Source organism: Rhizobium sp. CF142, from assembly GCF_000281145.1.
Lineage (GTDB): Bacteria > Pseudomonadota > Alphaproteobacteria > Rhizobiales > Rhizobiaceae > Rhizobium.
Genome location: NZ_AJWE01000103.1, coordinates 25,824 through 44,768, shown reverse-complemented (window position 1 = coordinate 44,768; position 18,945 = coordinate 25,824). Strand labels below are relative to the sequence as shown.

The window sequence follows — 18,945 nt, the reverse complement described above, 5'->3', positions numbered from 1 at the left end:
ACCAAAGGCTATGATCAGTAAGAGCTCGTGCCGCCCTCGCGGCGGCACGAGCTCTTCGAATGAAACTGGTTCAGAATTCTTCCGAGCTTTCGGCGGCTGGCGCCGCGGCGCCGTGGGCTCTCGAGATGCGGGCAACAAGATGCAGGGCCGGAGCGGCAGCTGGCTTTGCCGCGTGCCGCGTCGCGGCGATATTGCCGCCGGGGAGCTGGAACTGCGTGAGCAGCCTCCGCAGCGCATCGGCTTCCGCTGCGAGGTTATGACTGGCGGCTGTGCTTTCCTCTACCATCGCAGCGTTCTGTTGTGTTGCCTGGTCGAGCGTGTTGACGGCCTGATTGATCTCCTTGAGGCCAGTCGCCTGTTCCTTCGAGGCCTCGACGATCGCCACGACGTTTGAATTGATGCTGGCGACCTGAACGACGATTTCCTCCAGCGCCTTGCCGGTCTGGCCGACCAGTCCAACGCCGTTTTTCACGAGTTCGCTCGATGTGTTGATCAACGCCTTGATCTCCTTGGCCGCGGTCGCGGAGCGCTGCGCGAGCTCGCGGACTTCCTGGGCGACGACCGCAAAGCCCTTGCCGGCTTCCCCGGCACGCGCTGCTTCGACACCGGCATTGAGCGCCAGCAGATTGGTCTGGAAGGCGATATCGTCGATCACGCCGATGATGTTGGTGATCTCTCGGGAGGATTGCTCGATCTGGTCCATCGCCGCGACCGCCTTGCGCACGACCGTGCCGGATTGTTCCGCGCCTTGCTTCGTCTGTGCAACGAGGCGGCCTGCCTCGTCGGCACGATGACTTGAATCGTTGACCGTGGTCGTGATCTCTTCCAGTGCCGCCGCCGTTTCTTCGATGGAGGCGGCCTGCTGTTCCGTTCGCTTGGAGAAGGAGTCTGCCGAAGAGCCGATCTCGCGTGAACTATCGGCGATAGCCATTGCATTCTCGCCGATGGTCTTCAGCGTCTCTGAGAGTTTGTCGATCGTCGCGTTGAAATCGTGACGCAACTGCTCCATCGAAGGCACGAAGGCCGTGTCCAGAGTCCGGGTCAGATCGCCTTCGGAAAGCTGGCGCAGGGCGGTGCCGAGAAGGGCAATCGCGCTCATACGTTGAGTCACGTCGGTTGCGAATTTCACAACCTTGTAGATCCTGCCATCTGCATCGGTGATCGGATTATAGGCGGCCTGAATCCAGATTTCCTTGCCGCCCTTGCCGTAGCGGACAAATTCGTTGGCGATGAATTCGCCCTTTGCCAACCGTGGCCAGAACTGTCTGTATTCGTCGCTGCGGGCATAGGCGGGATCGCAGAACATGCTGTGATGCTTGCCAACAATCTCCGACAGCGAATAGCCAAGACCATTGCAGAAGTTTTCGTTGGCCGTGAGTATGTCGCCTGTGGGAGTAAATTCGATCACGGCCTGCGAGCGCGAAATGGCTTCGAGCTTGCCGGCGTCCTCGACGGCGCGCTTCTTGGCCTCGGTAATGTTAGAGGCGAATTTCACCACCTTGAAAGGTTTGCCGTGCTTGAAGACAGGGTTGTAGGAGGCCTGGATCCAGATCTCGCGGCCGCCTTTTGCCAGGCGTTTGTAGGCGCCGGCGTCATATTCGCCACGGCCGAGGCGGGTCCAGAAATCCCGGTAGCTGGTGGTTGCCGCATAGGCCGGTTCGCAGAACATGCTGTGATGTTTGCCGGCAATCTCGTTCAGACTGTAACCGAGCGCCTTGCAGAAATTTTCGTTCGCCGTGAGAACATTTCCGGCCAGATCGAATTCGATGATCGCCTGCGATCTGGAAATGGCATCAAAAACGTATTTCGAATCGGATGATAGACCAAACATTTCCGTCCCCTCTGAATATGGCGCGTCTATTCGCACCCAGCCCCTGAAATCGAAGACCAAACAGGCACGGGTTCGCGGCCTGGAAATGCAGCCGGGCAACAGTCGCCATTTCCGCCTATCAGAAATCGTATCGGGTTGATGCTTCACAACCGATGATGATCGGCGGTGGTAAATTTTCTGTATAAAAGCAAATACTAATAAATAAGTATTTTGGAGAGAAAATTACAGGTCGTGCATGTATAGGGGCCGGGTAACAAAAAACCGCCCTCGTGAGGCGGTTCTTCATCTCAATTATTTGCCAAACTGCTTGGCGTGGCGATCAGGCGGCCAGTTCGTCGGTTTCGTTTTCCTTGAACATCTTTGCGAGATTCAGGAAGCAGATCATGCCGTTTTCGGAAGCGATGATGCCTTCACAGAAAGCACGATCGAAGGAAGCGGTCACTTCCGGAACGGGTTGAACATGGCTGGAAGAAATCGTCAGGATGTCGGAAACGCGATCAACCAGCATGCCGATGACCATATTGTGCACTTCTGCGACGACAATGGCGCTGCGCTCATTGGCGACAGTGCTCTTCATGCCGAGCTTATAGGCGAGGTCGATGATCGGGATGACCGAACCGCGCAGGTTCATGACGCCGATGACATCTGCCGGAGAGTGCGGGATCGGCGTCGACGGCGCCCAGCCGCGGATTTCGCGGATGGTCGTGGTCTTCACGCAAAACTCCTGATCGTGCAGGCGGAAGGCAATGATTTCGAGCGTGTCGCCGCTGAAGCTAGTGGAGTTGATCGTGGCCATTAGAATTCTTCCCAACTATCGTAAGCCAGGGCAGAAGCGACAGCGCCACCATTGGCGCGGACGAGCTTTGCCTTCATACCACGCGATGGCTTTGCACCCGGCGAAGCATCGTTACGGTTATCGATGATATTAACGGAAGAGTGTTGCCCAAATCTAAACTGTGAGACGAGATTGCGAAGGTTTTCAGTCTCGGATGAAAGTCGGGCGCTTGCCGCGGTTGTCTCCTCCACCATGGCAGCATTCTGCTGCGTGCCTTGGTCCATGATGTTGACGGCCTTGTTGATTTCCACAAGCCCGGTCGATTGTTCGCGCGAGGACTCGACGATCGCCGTGACGTTGACGTCGATATTGCCGACCTGGGTGACGATCCGTTCCAGTGCCTGGCCGGTCTGGCCGACAAGGTCGACACCGCTTTTCACGTGCTCCGAGGAGGTGGTAATGAGCGCCTTGATCTCCTTGGCGGCGCTGGCCGAGCGCTGTGCGAGTTCACGCACTTCCTGGGCGACGACGGCAAAACCCTTGCCGGCTTCGCCGGCACGCGCTGCCTCGACGCCGGCGTTCAGCGCCAGCAAGTTGGTCTGGAAGGCGATTTCGTCGATTACTCCGATGATATTGCTGATCTCGCGCGAGGATTTCTCGATCTGGCCCATGGCGTCGACCGCCTTGCGGACGATATTGCCGGAATGTTCTGCACCGCGCTTCGTTTCCGCGACTAGCCCGCCTGCTTCGGCGGCGCGGCCGGCGCTGTCGGCAACGGTCTGGGTGATTTCATCGAGCGCCGCGGCCGTCTCTTCAACGGTTGCAGCCTGCTGTTCGGTGCGTTTGGACAGGACGTCGGCGGCTTCCTTCGTTTCGCGCGCACCGCTGGCGATCGCCTCGGCATTGATGAGGACCGTGCGCATGGCGCTGCCGAGTTTGTCGATTGCGGCGTTGAAATCGGTCCGGACTTTCTCCAGCGCCGGCGGGAAAGGATTTTCGACCCGCTTCGTCAGGTCGCCGTCGGCAAGCGCGGTCAGGCCGGTTGCCAGATCATCGACGGCACGGACGCGTTCGGTGACGTCGGTTGCGAATTTGACGACCTTAAAGACGCGGCCGCTCATGTCGAAGATAGGATTATAGGATGCCTGTATCCAGACGACCTTGCCGCCCTTGCCGACGCGCAGAAATTCCTCGGCGACGAACTGGCCGGCGGCAAGCTTCCTCCAGAATTCCTTATAGGCTTCGGAGCGAACATAGGCCGGCTCGCAGAACATGCTGTGGTGCTTGCCGCGGATCTCCTCCAGCCGGTAACCCATGACCGAGAGGAAATTGTCGTTCGCCTGCAGGATCTCGCCATCCGGCGTGAACTCGATGACGGCCTGAGCCCGCGAGAGGGCAGCGATCTTGCCTTCGGCATCGGCGGCTTTCAGCTTGATGGTGGTCACATCGCTTGCCAGCTTGACGATCTTGTAGGGTTTGCCGCCCGACATCAGCGGGTTGTAGCTAGCCTGGATCCAGACCTCGCGGCCATCCTTGCCGATGCGCTTGTATTCACCGGCATCGAATTCGCCCCTGCCAAGCTTCTGCCAGAATTCCCGGTAGGCTGAGGAGGCGACATAATCCGGCTCGCAGAAGATGCTGTGATGCTTGCCGATAATCTCGCCGAGCTTGTAACCGAGTGCCCGGCAGAAATTTTCGTTTGCGTTGAGGATCTTTCCCTGCAGGTCGAATTCGATCGTTGCCTGCGACTTCATGAGAGCTGTGACGGTTGCACGTGAATCCGACGTCGCACCCAGCGAAAACAATGACATTTCAATCCTCCGATGTGTGGTTGCTACCAGCCGATCTCTCGGAGAATGGACCGGATTTGAGTAAGGCGGAGCCACCGCAAAACTGCAGTATATCCGGCAATACTTGAAGTCTGTCCTGCTTCACAAACGAGGCTGATCGGTATCAATTCTATCGTGAATCTCGGTCCTTGGCGCTGAGACGCGGGGATGATCTGTATTCACATCAAATAAATATAATTTTCACGATTAACAATGAGTAACCAAATCCGATTTTGATCGGATTGCGACATCATTTTTACAATTTTTTACAGAGGAGAATTAGTTTTTCTCCTGATAAAATATTAAAAGTTGCAAAATTTCTGTAGTTTTACTTTAGGTTATTGTCTTTTCAATTTGCGAGACCGCCCAATCCACCTGCTGTCTGGTGATGACCAGTGGCGGCGCGAAGCGAATCGTGTGGTCGTGTGTATCCTTGGCGAGAAGGCCGCGATCCTTCAGGGCGTAACAATATTGCCGGGCACCACCGGCCTCCGGCTCCAGTTCGACCGCGAGCATCAGGCCACGGCCGCGCACATCCTTGACGATGTTGGAGCGAATGGAGCGCAGACCTTCGAGGAAATAGTCGCCCATCGTCTCGGCGTTCTCGATCATTCCTTCTTCGGTCAGCACCTTCAGGGCCGCGCGGGCGACCGCACAGGCCAGCGGGTTGCCGCCGAAGGTCGAGCCATGCTGGCCAGGCTTGAGCACGCCGAGGACCTCCGAATTCGAAAGCACGGCTGAAACAGGATAAAAGCCGCCGGAAAGCGCCTTGCCGATCAGCGTCACGTCGGCCTCGATACCTTCATGTTCTTCGGCGAGCAGCTTGCCGGTGCGCCCAAGGCCGGTCTGGATTTCGTCGAGGATGAGCGTGACGTTGTTTGCCGTGCAGAGTTCGCGCACGCGGGTGAAGTAACCGGTCGGCGGAATGATGACGCCAGCCTCGCCCTGGATCGGCTCGATCAGTGCTGCGACGGTATTGGCATTGATGGCCGCCGCGAAGGCTTCTGCATCACCGAAGGGAACGATGCGGAAGCCCGGCGTATAAGGCCCGAAGCCGGTACGGGCGTCGGGGTCAGTCGAGAAGCTAATGATGCTCAGCGTGCGGCCGTGGAAATTGTTGGCGCAGACGATGATCTCCGCCTTGCCCTCCGGGACGCCCTTCACCTCATAGCCCCATTTGCGAACCGCCTTGATGGCGGTCTCGACGGCTTCCGCGCCTGAATTCATAGGCAGGATCTTATGGGAGCCAGTCAGTGCGGCGAGCTCCTCATAGAGATAGGCGAGCTGGTCGTTGCGGAAGGCGCGCGAGGTGAGTGTCAGGCGGCCGGCCTGCTCGACCATGGCGGCAAGGATCTTCGGATGGCAATGGCCCTGGTTGACGGCGGAATAGGCCGAGAGGCAGTCGAGGTAGCGCTTGCCATCCGTGTCCCAGACATGAACACCTTCACCCCGCGTCAGCACGACATCAAGCGGCTTGTAGTTATTGGCTCCAAGGCGCTGTTCGGTGGCGATGAGGTTCGACGAGATGTTCATGGCCGGTGCTCCCTTATGCGGCGCGTGTAGGACGATCGAAGATACGGCGGCCGAAGAGGCTTGCCGTCATCTCCACCATGATGCGGGCGCTCTTGCCGCGGTCATCAAGGAAAGGATTGAGCTCGACGAGATCGAGCGAGGAGACGAGACCGCTGTCGGACAGCATCTCCATGATGAGGTGTGCTTCGCGGAAGGTGGCGCCGCCGGGAACGGTGGTGCCGACGCCCGGCGCAAAATCGGGATCGAGGAAATCGACATCGAAGCTGACATGCAGCAGGCCGTTCGCCTTCTCGATCGTTTCCAGGATCTGGCGGAGGATCACAGCCACGCCCTGTTCATCGAGCGAGCGCATGTCGAAGACATTGACGCCGTGCTTGCGGATTTCGACGCGCTCGGAGGCGTCGACCGAGCGGATGCCCACCTGGAAGATCTTCTTGGGATCGACGAGTGCACGGTCCTTCGGCAGGATTTCGGCAAAATCCGCCAGACCGCAGAAGAAGGCGACGGGCATGCCGTGAATATTGCCTGACGGCGAGGTCTCGGGCGTATTGAAATCCGAATGGGCGTCGAGCCACAGCACGAAGAGCGGGCGGTCGTTTTCGGCGGCATAACGCGCCATGCCGGAGACGCTGCCCATGGAAAGGCTGTGGTCTCCCCCGAGGATCAGCGGGAAGTGGCCGGCTTTCGCCGCATCATAGGTGGCTGCTTCGAGCGCACGCGTATAGGCGCCGACGATGCGAAGATTATGTGCTTTCGAATGATTGGGAAGGTCCCTGGCCGGGACGATGCTGAGATCGCCCGTGTCGACAACAGTGTGGCCGAGTTCAGTCAGCGCCTTGTCGACACCCGCAATGCGCAATGCTGTCGGTCCCATGCCCGCGCCTCTGCGGCCGGAACCTTCTTCAAGGGGGACACCGATAAGGGCGACAGATCGAGATTGTACTTCCATTCCGAGGGCTCCGTTCTGAGGCCTGTTTTGGCCGATAGTGGGATAAAGTGGCGGCGGCAAATAGATGGAAAAGTGTCAGAAATGGATTATGATTGCGCAGATTGATAAAGCTAATTTGACAAAGTGAAACCGTGGACGATCTCGATAACGAGCTTCTGAGTGCGCTTCGGCACAATGCGCGAATCTCCGTCTCCTCGCTTGCGGCGCTGACGGGAGCTTCGCGGGCGACGGTTTCCACGCGCATCGATAGGCTGGTGGAAAACGGCACGATTGCCGGTTTCACCATCCGCACCGGTCACGAGACGCGTTCGGCCGGCGTTCGGGCCATCGTCATGATCGAAGTGCATGGCAAGCTTGCCGACAAGGTGGCAACCCAGCTTCGTGGCTTGCCGCAGGTGCGCGCGCTGCACAGCACCAACGGCAAATGGGATCTCGTTGCCGAGCTTGAGGATCGCGACCTCGTCTCCTTCGACGAGACGCTGCGCCGGATACGTCTCATCGACGGCATCAATACCACCGAAACCAACATTCTGCTGAAGACCAGCAAGGCGAGCTTTTAGGCTTCAAGTTTCCAGGTTGGCCTCAATATTCATGCTCGTAGACGATGCCGGCTTCACCCGAGCCATTGCCGCCGGCGGCACCCCGCAGCTTCACGCCGCGGCCGACATCCAGATTGATGATTGCCTTGGCGCCGGCTTCTCCGCCCTGCTGCAGCTCGAAATAGGTCCGTTCGTTGAGGTAGCGGCCGACACTGACGCTGGTCCGTCCCTTCGCATCCGTGCTGATGTCGAGGTCGTCGACGCCGAGCTGGTTGCGGAGCCCTTCGAAGAGCGAGGTCGAGCGGTTGCCGGCGAGCTGGCTGACGGCATCGGCAAGCTGGGCAATCTGCACTGGTGACAGGCGGGACATGGATTGGCCGAAGATGAGCTGGGCCAGCACTTCGTCCTGAGGCAGGGCAGGCGACGAGGAGAAGGTGATGGCGGGGTCGGTCGCGAGACCCGTGACATCCACCGTGAGCGTCGTCGTACCTGACGTGGAAGTGGCCTCCATGTCGAGGGCGGGCGTCAGGTCGCCGGCAAATGTGATGCGGCTGCGGTCGGAGAAATCGAGACGGCGGTTGAGGATCGTCAGACGGCCGCGGCGCATGGTGAAGGCACCGGCAACTTCGGGCGCGGCAGCCGAGCCGCGGATCGTAATGTTTCCGCCGACTTCCGCATCAATGCCACGGCCGCGCACGAAGATCTGCGAGGGTGCATCGAGCTGGATATCCAGCATGATGGTCGAAGATTTTTCCCGGGGCTGCTGCTGAGCATTGTCCCTGAGCTGGGCGAGCACGGCGGGCGGCGCGTGGATATGACGGATATCGATTTCACGCAGCGATGTCGGCAGCCTCTCCGGCACGGTGATCGAAGCCTTGTCGATGTGAAGCTTACCATCAAGCGTGGGATTGGAAAGCAGCGGTCCCCTCAGGCCGAGCGTGCCGTCGACCGTTGCGACAACCAGCGTGCCGTCGACATAGACCGCGTGGTCCAGGCGGATGGAAAGATCGGCGGGGAAGGTGCCGCTGATGCCAACCGAGCCGCTCGCCGAGATCGAGCCGCCGCTTGCGAGCCTGCCGTTCAGCCGCGAAATGACCGCCTGCTGGCCGTTGAAGGTAATGGTTGCGCCAAGGCCTTCGAGGGCGAGGTTGCGGCGCACGTCGATCAGCTTTGCGCCATCCGTCGTCACTGTGCCGTTGATGACCGGGGCATCCGTCGTGCCGCTGACCTCAAGATTCACATTGGCGACGCCTTCGGCAACGAGACCTTGCTGGGCAAGCTGTGCACCGAGAACGGCGAAGGGAAGACTGCCGTTGAAACGCATCGACATGGTGCGGTTGCCTGTCATTGCGAGAGTGCCGCCGCCTTTCAGTGACAATCCGCCGTCGCCGGCAAGGCTGGTGTCGACCGTCAGACGGTTGTCGGCCAGCTTGCCGCTTGCGCCAAGGGTGAGTGGGGCAAGGCCGGCGCCCTTCGTCTGGCTCGTTTGGGCATTCTTCCAGTCGACCTTGAAATCGACCGAGGGAAGGGGAAGCGATCCCGAGGCAGTCGCTGTCGCCGTGATGGCGCCTTCGGCACCAAGGTTCGGAACAAACCCATTGGCGACGGCCGCCGGCAGATTGGCGATCTCGGCCTTGGCATTGACGCCCTTGATGGTGGTTCCGGCTATATCGAGATTGCCCGCTGCCTTCAGCGAGACACCGCCATTGCCGTTGAGATTGGCGTCGAAATCCAGCCGGTCTTTGCTGAGTTTGCCCGAAGCGGCGAGCGTCAGGCCGGAGAGGCCGGCAGTTCTGGTCTGTTTCGTCCCGGCGTTTTTCCAGTCGATCTTGAAATCGGCGGAGGGGGCGGTGAGCGACCCGGAGGTCGTCGCCGTCGCTGTGATGATGCCTTCGGCTCCAATATCAGGGACGAACCCATTGGCGACGGCAGCCGGCAGATTGGTGATATCAGCCTTGGCATCGATGCCCTGGATCGTGGTGCCCGACAATGCGAGATTGCCGGCCGCTTTCAGCGAGACGCCACCTTTGCCATTCAAATTGGCGTCGAAATCCAGACGGTTGCCGACGTATTTGCCCGAAGCGGCAAGCGCCAGGCTAGAAAGACCGGCGGTCTTGGTCTGGCGCGTTGCCGCGTTTTTCCAGTCGAGCTTGAAATCGACCACCGGCTCAGTCGGTGTGCCTGAGGTGACCGCAGTGCCGGAGATTATGCCCTCAGCGCCAAGACCGGGCACGAAGCCATTGGCGAGGTTTGCGGGCAGGCCGGCAATGTCAGCGTTGACGGCGAGGTCGCGAATGGCGGTGCCATCAATCGTCACACCGCCGTTCGCTTTCAGCAGCGCGCCGTTGCCGCTGCCGAGATTGGCGTCGAAATCGACCCTGTTGTTTTCATATTTGCCAGTGGCCTTGGCGGAGAGATCGCTGAGGCCGTTGCTCTTTGTCTGGCGCGTTGCCGCATTTGCCCAGGCCAGATCGAAAGTGACTGCCGGTGTCGGCAGCGAGCCGGAGGCCGACGCCTTGCCGGAAATCGTGCCTTCGGCGCCCAGATCGGGAACGAAGCCGTTGGCAAGGCCGGCTGGAAGGTTTGCGAGATCTGCATCGACCTTCAGATTGCGCGCTGCCGTCCCAGCAAGCTCGACATTTCCCGTCGCCTTCAGCGACAAGGCTTTCGGTCCGGCGAGGCTGGCGTCGAAATCGAGTTTCTGGTCGGCGAAATGGCCGGTTGCCGCAAGGTCCAGTCCGGTCAGGCCGGCGGTCTTGGTGTGCCGTGTCGTGGCATCCTGCCAGCTGAGCTTGACATCCGCAGCCGGTGCGGCAGGCGTCCCTGACGCCGAGACTGTGCCAGAAATCGTTCCGCCGGCATCGAGATCCTTCACGAAACCGTTGGCGATATTGGCCGGAACATTCGCAAGTTCGGCATCGACCTTGATGTTGCCGATCGTGGTTCCGGTGATAGCGACATTACCGAGTGCTTTCAGCGATAGTCCGCTCTTGCCGGTGAGCGCCGTATCGAAATCGAGCTTGTTATCTGCAAACCTGCCGGATGCGTTGAGCGACAGACCGGCAAGCTTGGCGCTCTTTGTCTGGCTTGTCGCGGCGTTTTTCCAGTTCAGCTTGAAATCGGCTGCTGGTGCTGCGGGCGTGCCCGTTGCCGTGACCGTTCCTGAAACCGTGCCTTCCGCAGCAAGATCGGGAACAAAGCCATTGGCGACCTTTGCCGGCAGGCTGACGATGTCGGCGTTGATATTGAGGGTCGGACCGTTCGGGTCCGCAAGGCCAACATCGCCCGCCGCCTTCAGGGAAAGGCCGTCAGCGCCGCTAATGCCGCCATCGAAGTTCAGCTTGTTGTCGGCGAAGGTGCCTGATGTCGAGATGCCGAGAGGGGCGATGCTGGCGCCTTTTGTATGGCTGGTGGCCGCGTCCTTCCAGTCGAGCTTGAAATTGACCGCGGGGGCGGCCGGTGTCCCGGTTACGTTCACCGTACCGGAAATCGTGCCGTCGGCGGCAAGATTGGGAACGAAGCTGTTGGCAAGGCTTGCCGGCAGGTCGGTGATGACGGCATCGAGCTTCAGGGTCTCACCAGCCGAACCGGTGACCGATACCGAGCCGCTGCCGGTCTTGACGGTCAGGCCGTTCAGGCTGGCAACTCCTTTGGTGACGTTGACCTGTGCGGGTGACGCCAGTTCGACCGGAATGTTGTGCGGCTTGGCGGCGAAGCGGTCGAGACTGAGATCGATCATGCCGCCCGCAGACTGCACGCTGCCGGCGGCCCGCAGCGGATTGCCGTCATAGCCTGCATCCAGATTGAAGTCGGTGCGGGTCTGCTGCTGGACGAAATCAAGCGCAATGCCGGTAAGCTTGTTGGTCCCGACACCGAACCCGTCGGCCCGTATCTTGCCGCTCGCTGCAAAAGCCATGATATCGCTGACGGTCACATCGATCGTCGGCTTGGCGATATCAAGCGTATCGCGGCGAATGCCACTGCCGTTGGCGGCAACCTTGAGCGCGATTCTGCCGTCATTGCCGGTGATATCGACGGAGCCCTTGAGATCGCCTTCCGCCTTCTGGCCACCGAGAGCAGCAAGCAGGCTGATATCAGGGAAGTCGAAGGTAAACGCACCAGCCGGCGTCATGCCTGACGAAAGCGTGAGGTTGCCCGCCAGGCGATTGCTGCCGACATCGGCCGTCAGCGCGGGGATAGAAATGATCCCCTTCTCGGATTTGACGTCCCCATTGATGCCGATCGGCTGGCCGTCGATCGTGCCGGTCGCGGCGATCCGGCCCTGCGGAGCAGCAGGATCGGCGGGGCCCGTCAGGTCGATGTTGAGATCGCCGACCTTGCGATCGGCCATCTGCAGGCTGGCGGCTTTCACATTGGCGGTGAGTGCAAGGGCTGGAAGCTTGCCGCTTGCCTTGATGCTGTAATCCGCTTCCCCGCTCGTGCCTGACAGCAGCTTGCCGATATCGGGAAGCTTGCCGGCGAGATCGGCCGTCAGCACGTCCTCATCGAGCGTGACGTTGCCGCCTGCCTCGATGGTCGGGGATTTGATCGTGATGTTCGACAGCGTCACCTTGGAGGGGATCGTGCCGGCAATCTGGGTTTCGAGGTTGATCGGTGCATTGAATTTTTCGGCGACGGCCGGCGGCAAGGCGGCGGGCTGGACGGTAAATTTCGCATTGCCGGTCAGCGTATTGTCGGCCAAGCGATAGGAGCCGTTGAGATCGGCGCCGATATTGGCGCTTTCGACGGTCGTGCCGTTGAAACCGATGCCATTGCGGGAAATCTGAAGCGGAGCGACGAGTGTGATCGGACCCCGAACCGCACGGTTGAGGTTGGGCTCGGTGAAGGTGGCGTCACCCGCGACGAGGCGCAGCTGGATATCGCCGGCCCCATTGGCGAGATTGAAGGCATCGCTCTTGGCCGTCAGCTTGACGTTGCCGATATCGGCCTGCGGCATTGTGGCGGAATCCAGCGATCCGCTGGCATTGATGCGCACGGCCTGTGCCTGTCCGGTCATCGCCAGATTGAAGCCCGAAATCATGAAGCGCGCTTCGCCATCGGCAAGCGGCCAGCGGAAATCGACCGGACCCGAGGTGCCGAGCACATTGGCATTCAAGCTGTTGTTGCCGGCAGGATCGAGCGTACCCGATGCGGCGATGACGACGCTGCCGGTCGCGAGATTGCCGGTCTGAATATCGATCTTGCCATGATCGTTGAAGGTCGCGGATACATCGATATTCGTCTGGCCTGCAAAAAGCGGCCGGAATGCCATGGGGAGCAGCGAGCTTACATCGCCGCCGCCCTTGAGGTCGAGATGATGCAAGCCGTCGGGCGTGATTGCGTGCTTGCCTTCCAGCGAGGCACGTTGCTGCCCATCGAGGGCAGCCTGCAGCTTGCCGTTCCAGTCCGAGATCGGACCTTCGCCGTTGAGCGCGATATTGACCGCCGGGCTGCCGGGCAGACCGAGAAAGCCTGCGAGCAGGCCGCCCTGCGGTTCGGCAAGCTGGGCGTTCAGCCGCAGATGGTTGTTTGCCGGGGTGAAGGCGATATCGGCGGAGAGCTTTGCGTCGGGAACCTGGTGGCGGTTGACGTTAACAAGCGCTTCGCCGCCATCGCCGTCGGCTCTGAGGTTGCCGGTGGCCGCAAGCGAGAAGGCGCGGCCGGTCAGCGGTGCGCCAAGGGAAATATCGGGCAAAGCGATATGCTCGATATCGATCTTCAGCGGCAGCCGGAAGCCTCCGCTGCTTCCTTCCTCCGGAGTCGCCGGCCTGGAAGGGAGGGTGCGTACCGGCTGGCGGCGCACGTCGATGGAGGCGAGTGATACCTGTCTGGCGTGGAAGGTACCGGTCAGCAGCGCCAGGGGATTCCAGTCGATGGCGATGCCGCGGATTTCTGCAAATGTGCCGCGCGTGTCCGACAGGGTGATCTCGGCTGCGCGCAAGCCGCCGGTCAGCAGGCCTTCGGGTTCGCGCACAGATATCGTCATATCGCGGTTGGAGAGCGCGGAAGCGACATTTTCGGTGATGATGCGGGCACCGAAGGAGGTGAAACCGAAGATCGCCAAAGCAATGACGGCAAGGATAATAGCCGCGCCGAGGCCGTAGCCGACGAGCCGCATTATCCAGTTCATGATTTTCGCCAACATTTGCATAAGAGCGGACACTATCCCGTTTTCATGACAGCTCACAGGTCGGAAAACACTGCGAAATCGGCATTCCCAAAGCATTTCCGTTTCTGGTCACGGAAATGCTCCGTCTTGCTAGAACGACTGGCCTATGCCGGCATAAATTCCATAATCCGTCCCACCGTCGTACTTGTTCAGCGGTACGGCAAAATCAAGCCGAAGGGGGCCGAAAGGCGTTGCATAGCGGATACCGGCGCCCGCGCCGGCCCGGATATCGGAGAAATCGGGCGCAATGCTGTCCGAAACCGTGCCGACATCGAGGAAGGGCACAATGCCGATCGTATCGGTGATCTTGATGCGTGCCTCGAAGGAGCCGGTCACATAGGAGCGGCCGCCGGTCGCATCGCCGTTTTCGTTATAGGGCGAGATTTCCTGATAGCCGTAACCGCGCACCGAACCGCCGCCGCCGGCGAAGAAACGCTGGGTTGCCGGAATATCCTGAACGCCGTCGCCGCCGATCAGCGTGCCGGCCGCGAGCTTGGCGGCCAGCACGATGCCGTCTTCGGCGCCGAGACCGAGATAACCTGATATCGAACCCTCGAAGGCCGAATAGACCGTTCCGTTCATGAACTCATAGCCCGGCTTTGCCGACAGCGTGGCGTGGTAGCCTCCGGTCGGATTGAATTTGTCGTCGCGGGCGTCGCGATCATAGGTAATCGGCAGCGTGAAGGTCAGATAGTTGTTGTTGCCGAAAGCGTCGTCGTCGTTCTCGAAGCTCACTTCGCCGGCGGCAGAGATGGTGTCCTGGTCCGTCAATTCATAGGAGAGGCCGAGCGAGGCGGTGACAAGCTTTGCATTATAGGCATCCGGATTTTGCGTCTTGGCAACGATCCCGGCCTTAAGGGTGGCGGACGGATGAATGAAGCCCGGTTTCGTGAAGAGGATACCGGCGGAGTAATCGAGATCGCCGAGGTCGGACGCTTCGCCGAGACGCGAGACGGCGCCTTCGATGCGCAGCGATTCGGCCCCGCCGAACAGGTTGCGATGGCCCCAGTAGCCGTTGACGCCGAAACCGTCGATCGTCGAATATTGCGCGCCGATGCCGAGGTAGCGCCGCTTGCCTTCGGAAACCTCGATCGTCATGGGCAAGGTACCATCGGAGGCCAGTGCGTCGCCTTCGTGGATCGTCACACTGGAGAACACGCCAAGCGCTCGCAGGCGCTCGCCTGCCTTCCTCAGTGCCTCCGGTGAATAGGCTTCGCCCTTCTGCAGGCGGGAATAGCGCTGGATGAATTCCGGCTTGACCCTTTCCTCCCCAGTCACGCCGACGTCGCCGATCGGAGCAACCGGACCACCTTCGGCAGCGAGAACGATATCGACGGTGTTTTTCCTGTGGTCGGCGACCACGCGCCGCTCGGTCAGCTTGGCAAAGGGCCTGCCTTCGCTCTTCAACTGGTCAACGATCGTATCGCCGGCCTTGATGATGGCGAGCGAGCCGGCTTGCTCGCCGGGTGCGAGATCATAATCTGCGGGATTGCGGTGCGCGGCATCGCCGCCGAACTGCACTTCATTGACAGTGAAGATCGGGCCAGGCGCTATATCCACCTTGACCGGGACGGGCTTTGAACGATCGAAAGTCGGGTTCGGCGGCAGATCGTCCATGTTGCGACCGTCGATGGTAATCGTCACCACGCCGCCGTAGCGCGCCTTTTCGTAGAGCGTGGCGATCAGCCTGTCGCGGTCGTCGCGCGCCTTCACGACGACGCCAAGATCGCCTGAAACCGGACGGTTCTTGTCGCCAACGAGACGAGAGCTGTTCTCCAGTGCCTCCTTGAGGTCGCTGTCGGTTGTCCCTGCTTCGAGGTCGACATCATAGCGCACAGGATCGGGCACCTGCAGGTTCTCGTCCTCGTCCTTGCCGAATATGGTGATGCCAAAAAGCTTGAATGCGTAAGCATTGCCCACGAGGACTGGTGAAAATGCAGCCGCCGCTGCGACCACAACCATGGCGCCTGCTCGATACGCAATACCCGTTCTCAGGCCCGTCCCTCTAATCCGCATCCGCTGCTTTTTGGTTACATTAAAATGAAGCTCTGCGTTGCCCAGCCGATGACAAGCTTAGCGGCAAAATCGCGCCACGTGTACCAATTTAAACTGCTGGCGCACTAATTTAGTACAAAAAAATCCCGGACGAGGGTCCGGGATTTCCATTTTTCCCATTCTGATTGCAGATCTCAGCGGCAATCATCGATGTAGCGGCGACCGTACCGGTCCCGGTAGTAGCATTGGCCGGGCTGCTCTGCGACCCTACCAATAAGCGCGCCCGAAACGCCACCGATCGCTGCGCCGACTGCCGCGCCGCGCACGTCGCCGGTGACCACGCCGCCGATAACGGCACCAGACGCTGCGCCGATACCGGCACCTTGTTGCGTGGGTGTGCAGCTTGCGATCGAAAGGCCGATCAATGCGAGTACGAGGACTTTTTTCATTCTTCTCTCCGAGGTTTTTGGCGCCCCAGCGGGCGGATGTCGTCCCTAACCTGTTTTTTTCCCAGGCTAGCCCGAAAACTATGTCGCAAGAAGGGCTTGTCCACCTTCATCGAGCTTTTTTCGTAAGGCGCAGGTTTCTTGTCCACGATTAAAAACGAATTTGTCGCCGGAATTGACGTCGATCAATTTCCCCGATCACGGCTCGCATATTTTTTATCTGGAATCATTCAAAAGTCTGCGCCTTTTGCCGCAGTTGATGTTAAATCAGGGACGTAAGGGTTGACGTCCGGTTGCCGTCTCAGCAAGAAACAGCCGTACGAACTGGAGCATATGATGGATTTCGAAGCGTTTTTCAAAAGCGAGCTGGACGGGCTTCACACTGAGGGCCGTTACCGCGTTTTTGCCGATCTGGAGCGCCATCGCGGTAACTTTCCGCGTGCGACGCGTCACACGGCGAATGGCGAACAGGAAGTGACCGTCTGGTGCTCCAACGACTATCTCGGCATGGGCCAGCACCCCAAGGTGATCGAGGCGATGAAGGAAGCCATCGATCACTGTGGCGCGGGTGCGGGAGGCACCCGGAATATCTCTGGCACCAACCATTACCATGTTCTGCTTGAACAGGAGCTCGCCGATCTGCACGGCAAGGAAGCCGCGCTGACCTTCACATCCGGCTATGTTTCCAACTGGGCAGCGCTTGGTACGCTCGGCTCCAAGATCCCCGGCCTCATCATCTTCTCCGATGCTTTCAACCATGCCTCGATGATCGAGGGCATCCGCTACGCCAAGTGCGAGAAGGTCATCTGGAAGCACAATGACGTGGCCGAACTAGAAGCCAGGCTCGCTGCTGCCGATCCCAAGGCGCCGAAGCTGATTGCATTCGAATCCGTCTATTCGATGGACGGCGATATCGCGCCGATAAAGGAAATCTGCGATCTCGCCGACAAGTATGGCGCGATGACCTATCTCGATGAAGTGCATGCCGTCGGTATGTACGGTCCGCGCGGCGGCGGCATTGCCGAGCGCGAAGGCCTGATGGACCGCATCACCGTCATCGAAGGCACGCTCGCCAAGGGTTTCGGCGTCATGGGCGGTTACATCGCGGCTTCCGCGGCGCTCTGTGATTTCATCCGCTCTTTTGCATCGGGCTTCATCTTCACGACGTCGCTGCCGCCGGCCCTCGCTGCCGGCTCGATCGCTTCGATCCGGCATCTAAAGGCAAGCCCCTTCGAGCGAGCTCGCCATCATGATCGCGTGCGGAAGCTGCGCACGCTGCTTGACCAGCAGGGTATTCCGCACATGCCGAACCCGAGCCATATTGTGCCGGTCATGGTCGGCGATGCGGCCAAGTGCAAGTGGATCTCGGATCTGCTGCTCGACAATTTCGGTGTCTATGTGCAGCCGATCAACTATCCGACGGTGCCGAAGAAGACCGAGCGCCTGCGCATCACGCCGACGCCGCTGCATTCGGATGCTGATATCGAGCATCTCGTCGGTGCGCTGCATTCGCTCTGGTCACGCTGCGCGCTTGCTCGTCACGTCGCTTGACGTCACGGCGCCTGATTTTTCAGGAAAATTTCTTTATCGGATGAGCCCGGCAGCCCGCTGCCGGGCTTCCTTGTCTGCGGCGAAGACATCGTCCATCGTCGCGGCCGCCGGCAGACCGATGAGATCGTCCATCACTTTTTCGGTGATTTCGGCCATGGCGAGGAAGGGCAGGCGACCCTCGATGAAGGCTTCGAGCGCCACTTCCTTGGCGCCATTCAGCACCGCGCCCTGGACGCCGCCGCGCGTCATCGCCAAGCGGGCAAGCCGGAGGGCAGGGAAACGTTTTTCATCCGGAGCCTCGAAGTCCAGCCGCGCGAGCTTGGCGAAATCCAGCCGCTCGATCGGCAGGTTCGCCCGGCGCGGATGGGAAAGAGCGTAGCCGATTGCGGTGCGCATATCCGGCGCGCCGAGCTGGGCCAGCACCGAGCCATCCGTATAGCCGACCATCGAATGGATGACCGATTGGGGATGAACGATCACCTCCACCTGCTCGGGGCGCAGGCCGAAAAGGTGCTTCGCCTCGATCATCTCCAGCGCCTTGTTGAACAGCGACGCACTGTCGATGGAAATCTTCAGGCCCATCGACCATCTCGGATGGGCGCGTGCGGTCTCTACCGTGACGTTGGCCATCTCCTCCAGCGAGGATGTGCGGAAGGGACCGCCTGATGCCGTCAGGATGATGCGTTCCACGGCATGGCGCTGGTTTTCCTCCAGCACCTGGAAGATCGCATTGTGCTCACTATCGACGGGCAATAGCTTGCCACCGCCGTTTTTCACCGACTCGATGAAAAGATCACCTGCCGAAACAAGACATTCCTTGTTGGCGAGCGCGATATCGGCGCCACGGCGTGCCGCGGCAAGGGTGGGAGCAAGACCGGCCGTGCCGACGATGGCTGCCATCACCCAGTCCGCCTCGCGGTCTGCTGCCTGCATCAGGCCGGATTTGCCGGCAGCGACTTCAATGCCGCTACCCGAAAGTTCGCTCTTCAGTGATTCGTAATGCCGGTCATTGGCGATGACGGCCAGCCGCGCGCCTGACGATTTCGCCTGTTGCGCCAGCAATTCCACATTGCCATGGCCGGTCAGGACGGAAATTTCGAAATTGTCCCGGCCGCCCAGATGATCGATGACATTGAGCGTATTTTGACCGATCGAGCCTGTCGAACCGAAGATACTGAGGCGCCGGGGCGCGGTTTTGCTCGTCATCATCGTCGATTTCGCAAGAAATTGCATATTCGGCATCGGCTCTACAGGGGATCGCGGGAGGCAGCAAGTGTGCGGTGCAGCAAATTTCAACCCCAGAGGGGTTTACATGCCTTCGCCATGAT

11 protein-coding genes are annotated in these 18,945 nt (G+C 60.0%); 2 read left to right on the top strand and 9 right to left on the bottom strand.

Annotation, left to right across the window (positions count from 1 at the left end):
- Positions 1 to 70: 70 nt before the first annotated feature.
- The 5 genes from PMI11_RS23875 to rocF form a co-directional block, all read right to left on the bottom strand.
- Positions 71 to 1,831 carry a methyl-accepting chemotaxis protein gene (locus PMI11_RS23875; RefSeq protein WP_007822290.1) on the bottom strand — a complete coding sequence of 587 codons (1,761 nt, stop codon included), beginning with the start codon at positions 1,829 to 1,831 and terminating at the stop codon, positions 71 to 73.
- Positions 1,832 to 2,150: 319 nt separating this feature from the next.
- Positions 2,151 to 2,627, bottom strand: a complete 477-nt coding sequence (locus PMI11_RS23870; protein WP_007822287.1) for a chemotaxis protein CheW — start codon at positions 2,625 to 2,627, stop codon at positions 2,151 to 2,153.
- On the bottom strand, positions 2,627 to 4,417 hold the full coding sequence (locus tag PMI11_RS23865; protein WP_007822286.1) for a methyl-accepting chemotaxis protein: 1,791 nt from the start codon (positions 4,415 to 4,417) through the stop codon (positions 2,627 to 2,629). Before PMI11_RS23865 ends, PMI11_RS23870 begins: the two co-directional genes overlap by 1 nt.
- A gap of 351 nt (positions 4,418 to 4,768) precedes the next feature.
- Positions 4,769 to 5,968, bottom strand: coding sequence for an ornithine--oxo-acid transaminase (gene rocD / locus PMI11_RS23860; RefSeq protein ID WP_007822277.1), 1,200 nt, complete (start codon positions 5,966 to 5,968; stop codon positions 4,769 to 4,771).
- Positions 5,969 to 5,981: 13 nt separating this feature from the next.
- Positions 5,982 to 6,917: an arginase gene (rocF, locus tag PMI11_RS23855; RefSeq protein WP_007822276.1), complete on the bottom strand. Its 936-nt coding sequence runs from the start codon at positions 6,915 to 6,917 to the stop codon at positions 5,982 to 5,984.
- Between the two features lie 131 nt (positions 6,918 to 7,048).
- Between rocF and PMI11_RS23850 the strand changes: the two genes are divergently transcribed.
- Positions 7,049 to 7,477 (top strand): Lrp/AsnC family transcriptional regulator, encoded by a 429-nt coding sequence (locus PMI11_RS23850; protein WP_007822268.1) that lies wholly within the window; start codon positions 7,049 to 7,051, stop codon positions 7,475 to 7,477.
- 22 nt (positions 7,478 to 7,499) lie between these two features.
- Here the strand turns inward: PMI11_RS23850 and PMI11_RS23845 are convergent, their stop codons facing one another.
- The 3 genes from PMI11_RS23845 to PMI11_RS23835 form a co-directional block, all read right to left on the bottom strand.
- The gene (locus tag PMI11_RS23845) at positions 7,500 to 13,607 is read right to left on the bottom strand and encodes a translocation/assembly module TamB domain-containing protein (protein WP_007822266.1); all 6,108 of its coding nucleotides are present in this window, start codon (positions 13,605 to 13,607) and stop codon (positions 7,500 to 7,502) included.
- A 108-nt stretch (positions 13,608 to 13,715) separates the two neighbouring features.
- Positions 13,716 to 15,641 (bottom strand): autotransporter assembly complex protein TamA, encoded by a 1,926-nt coding sequence (locus PMI11_RS23840; protein ID WP_193385628.1) that lies wholly within the window; start codon positions 15,639 to 15,641, stop codon positions 13,716 to 13,718.
- A gap of 173 nt (positions 15,642 to 15,814) precedes the next feature.
- On the bottom strand, positions 15,815 to 16,069 hold the full coding sequence (locus PMI11_RS23835) for a YMGG-like glycine zipper-containing protein (protein ID WP_007822262.1): 255 nt from the start codon (positions 16,067 to 16,069) through the stop codon (positions 15,815 to 15,817).
- 333 nt (positions 16,070 to 16,402) lie between these two features.
- Between PMI11_RS23835 and hemA the strand changes: the two genes are divergently transcribed.
- Complete coding sequence (gene hemA / locus PMI11_RS23830) at positions 16,403 to 17,617, top strand: 5-aminolevulinate synthase (RefSeq protein WP_007822260.1); 1,215 nt, start codon at positions 16,403 to 16,405, stop codon at positions 17,615 to 17,617.
- A 33-nt stretch (positions 17,618 to 17,650) separates the two neighbouring features.
- Here the strand turns inward: hemA and dxr are convergent, their stop codons facing one another.
- Positions 17,651 to 18,826, bottom strand: coding sequence for a 1-deoxy-D-xylulose-5-phosphate reductoisomerase (gene dxr, locus PMI11_RS23825; protein WP_037072003.1), 1,176 nt, complete (start codon positions 18,824 to 18,826; stop codon positions 17,651 to 17,653).
- Between the last annotated feature and the right edge of the window lie 119 nt (positions 18,827 to 18,945).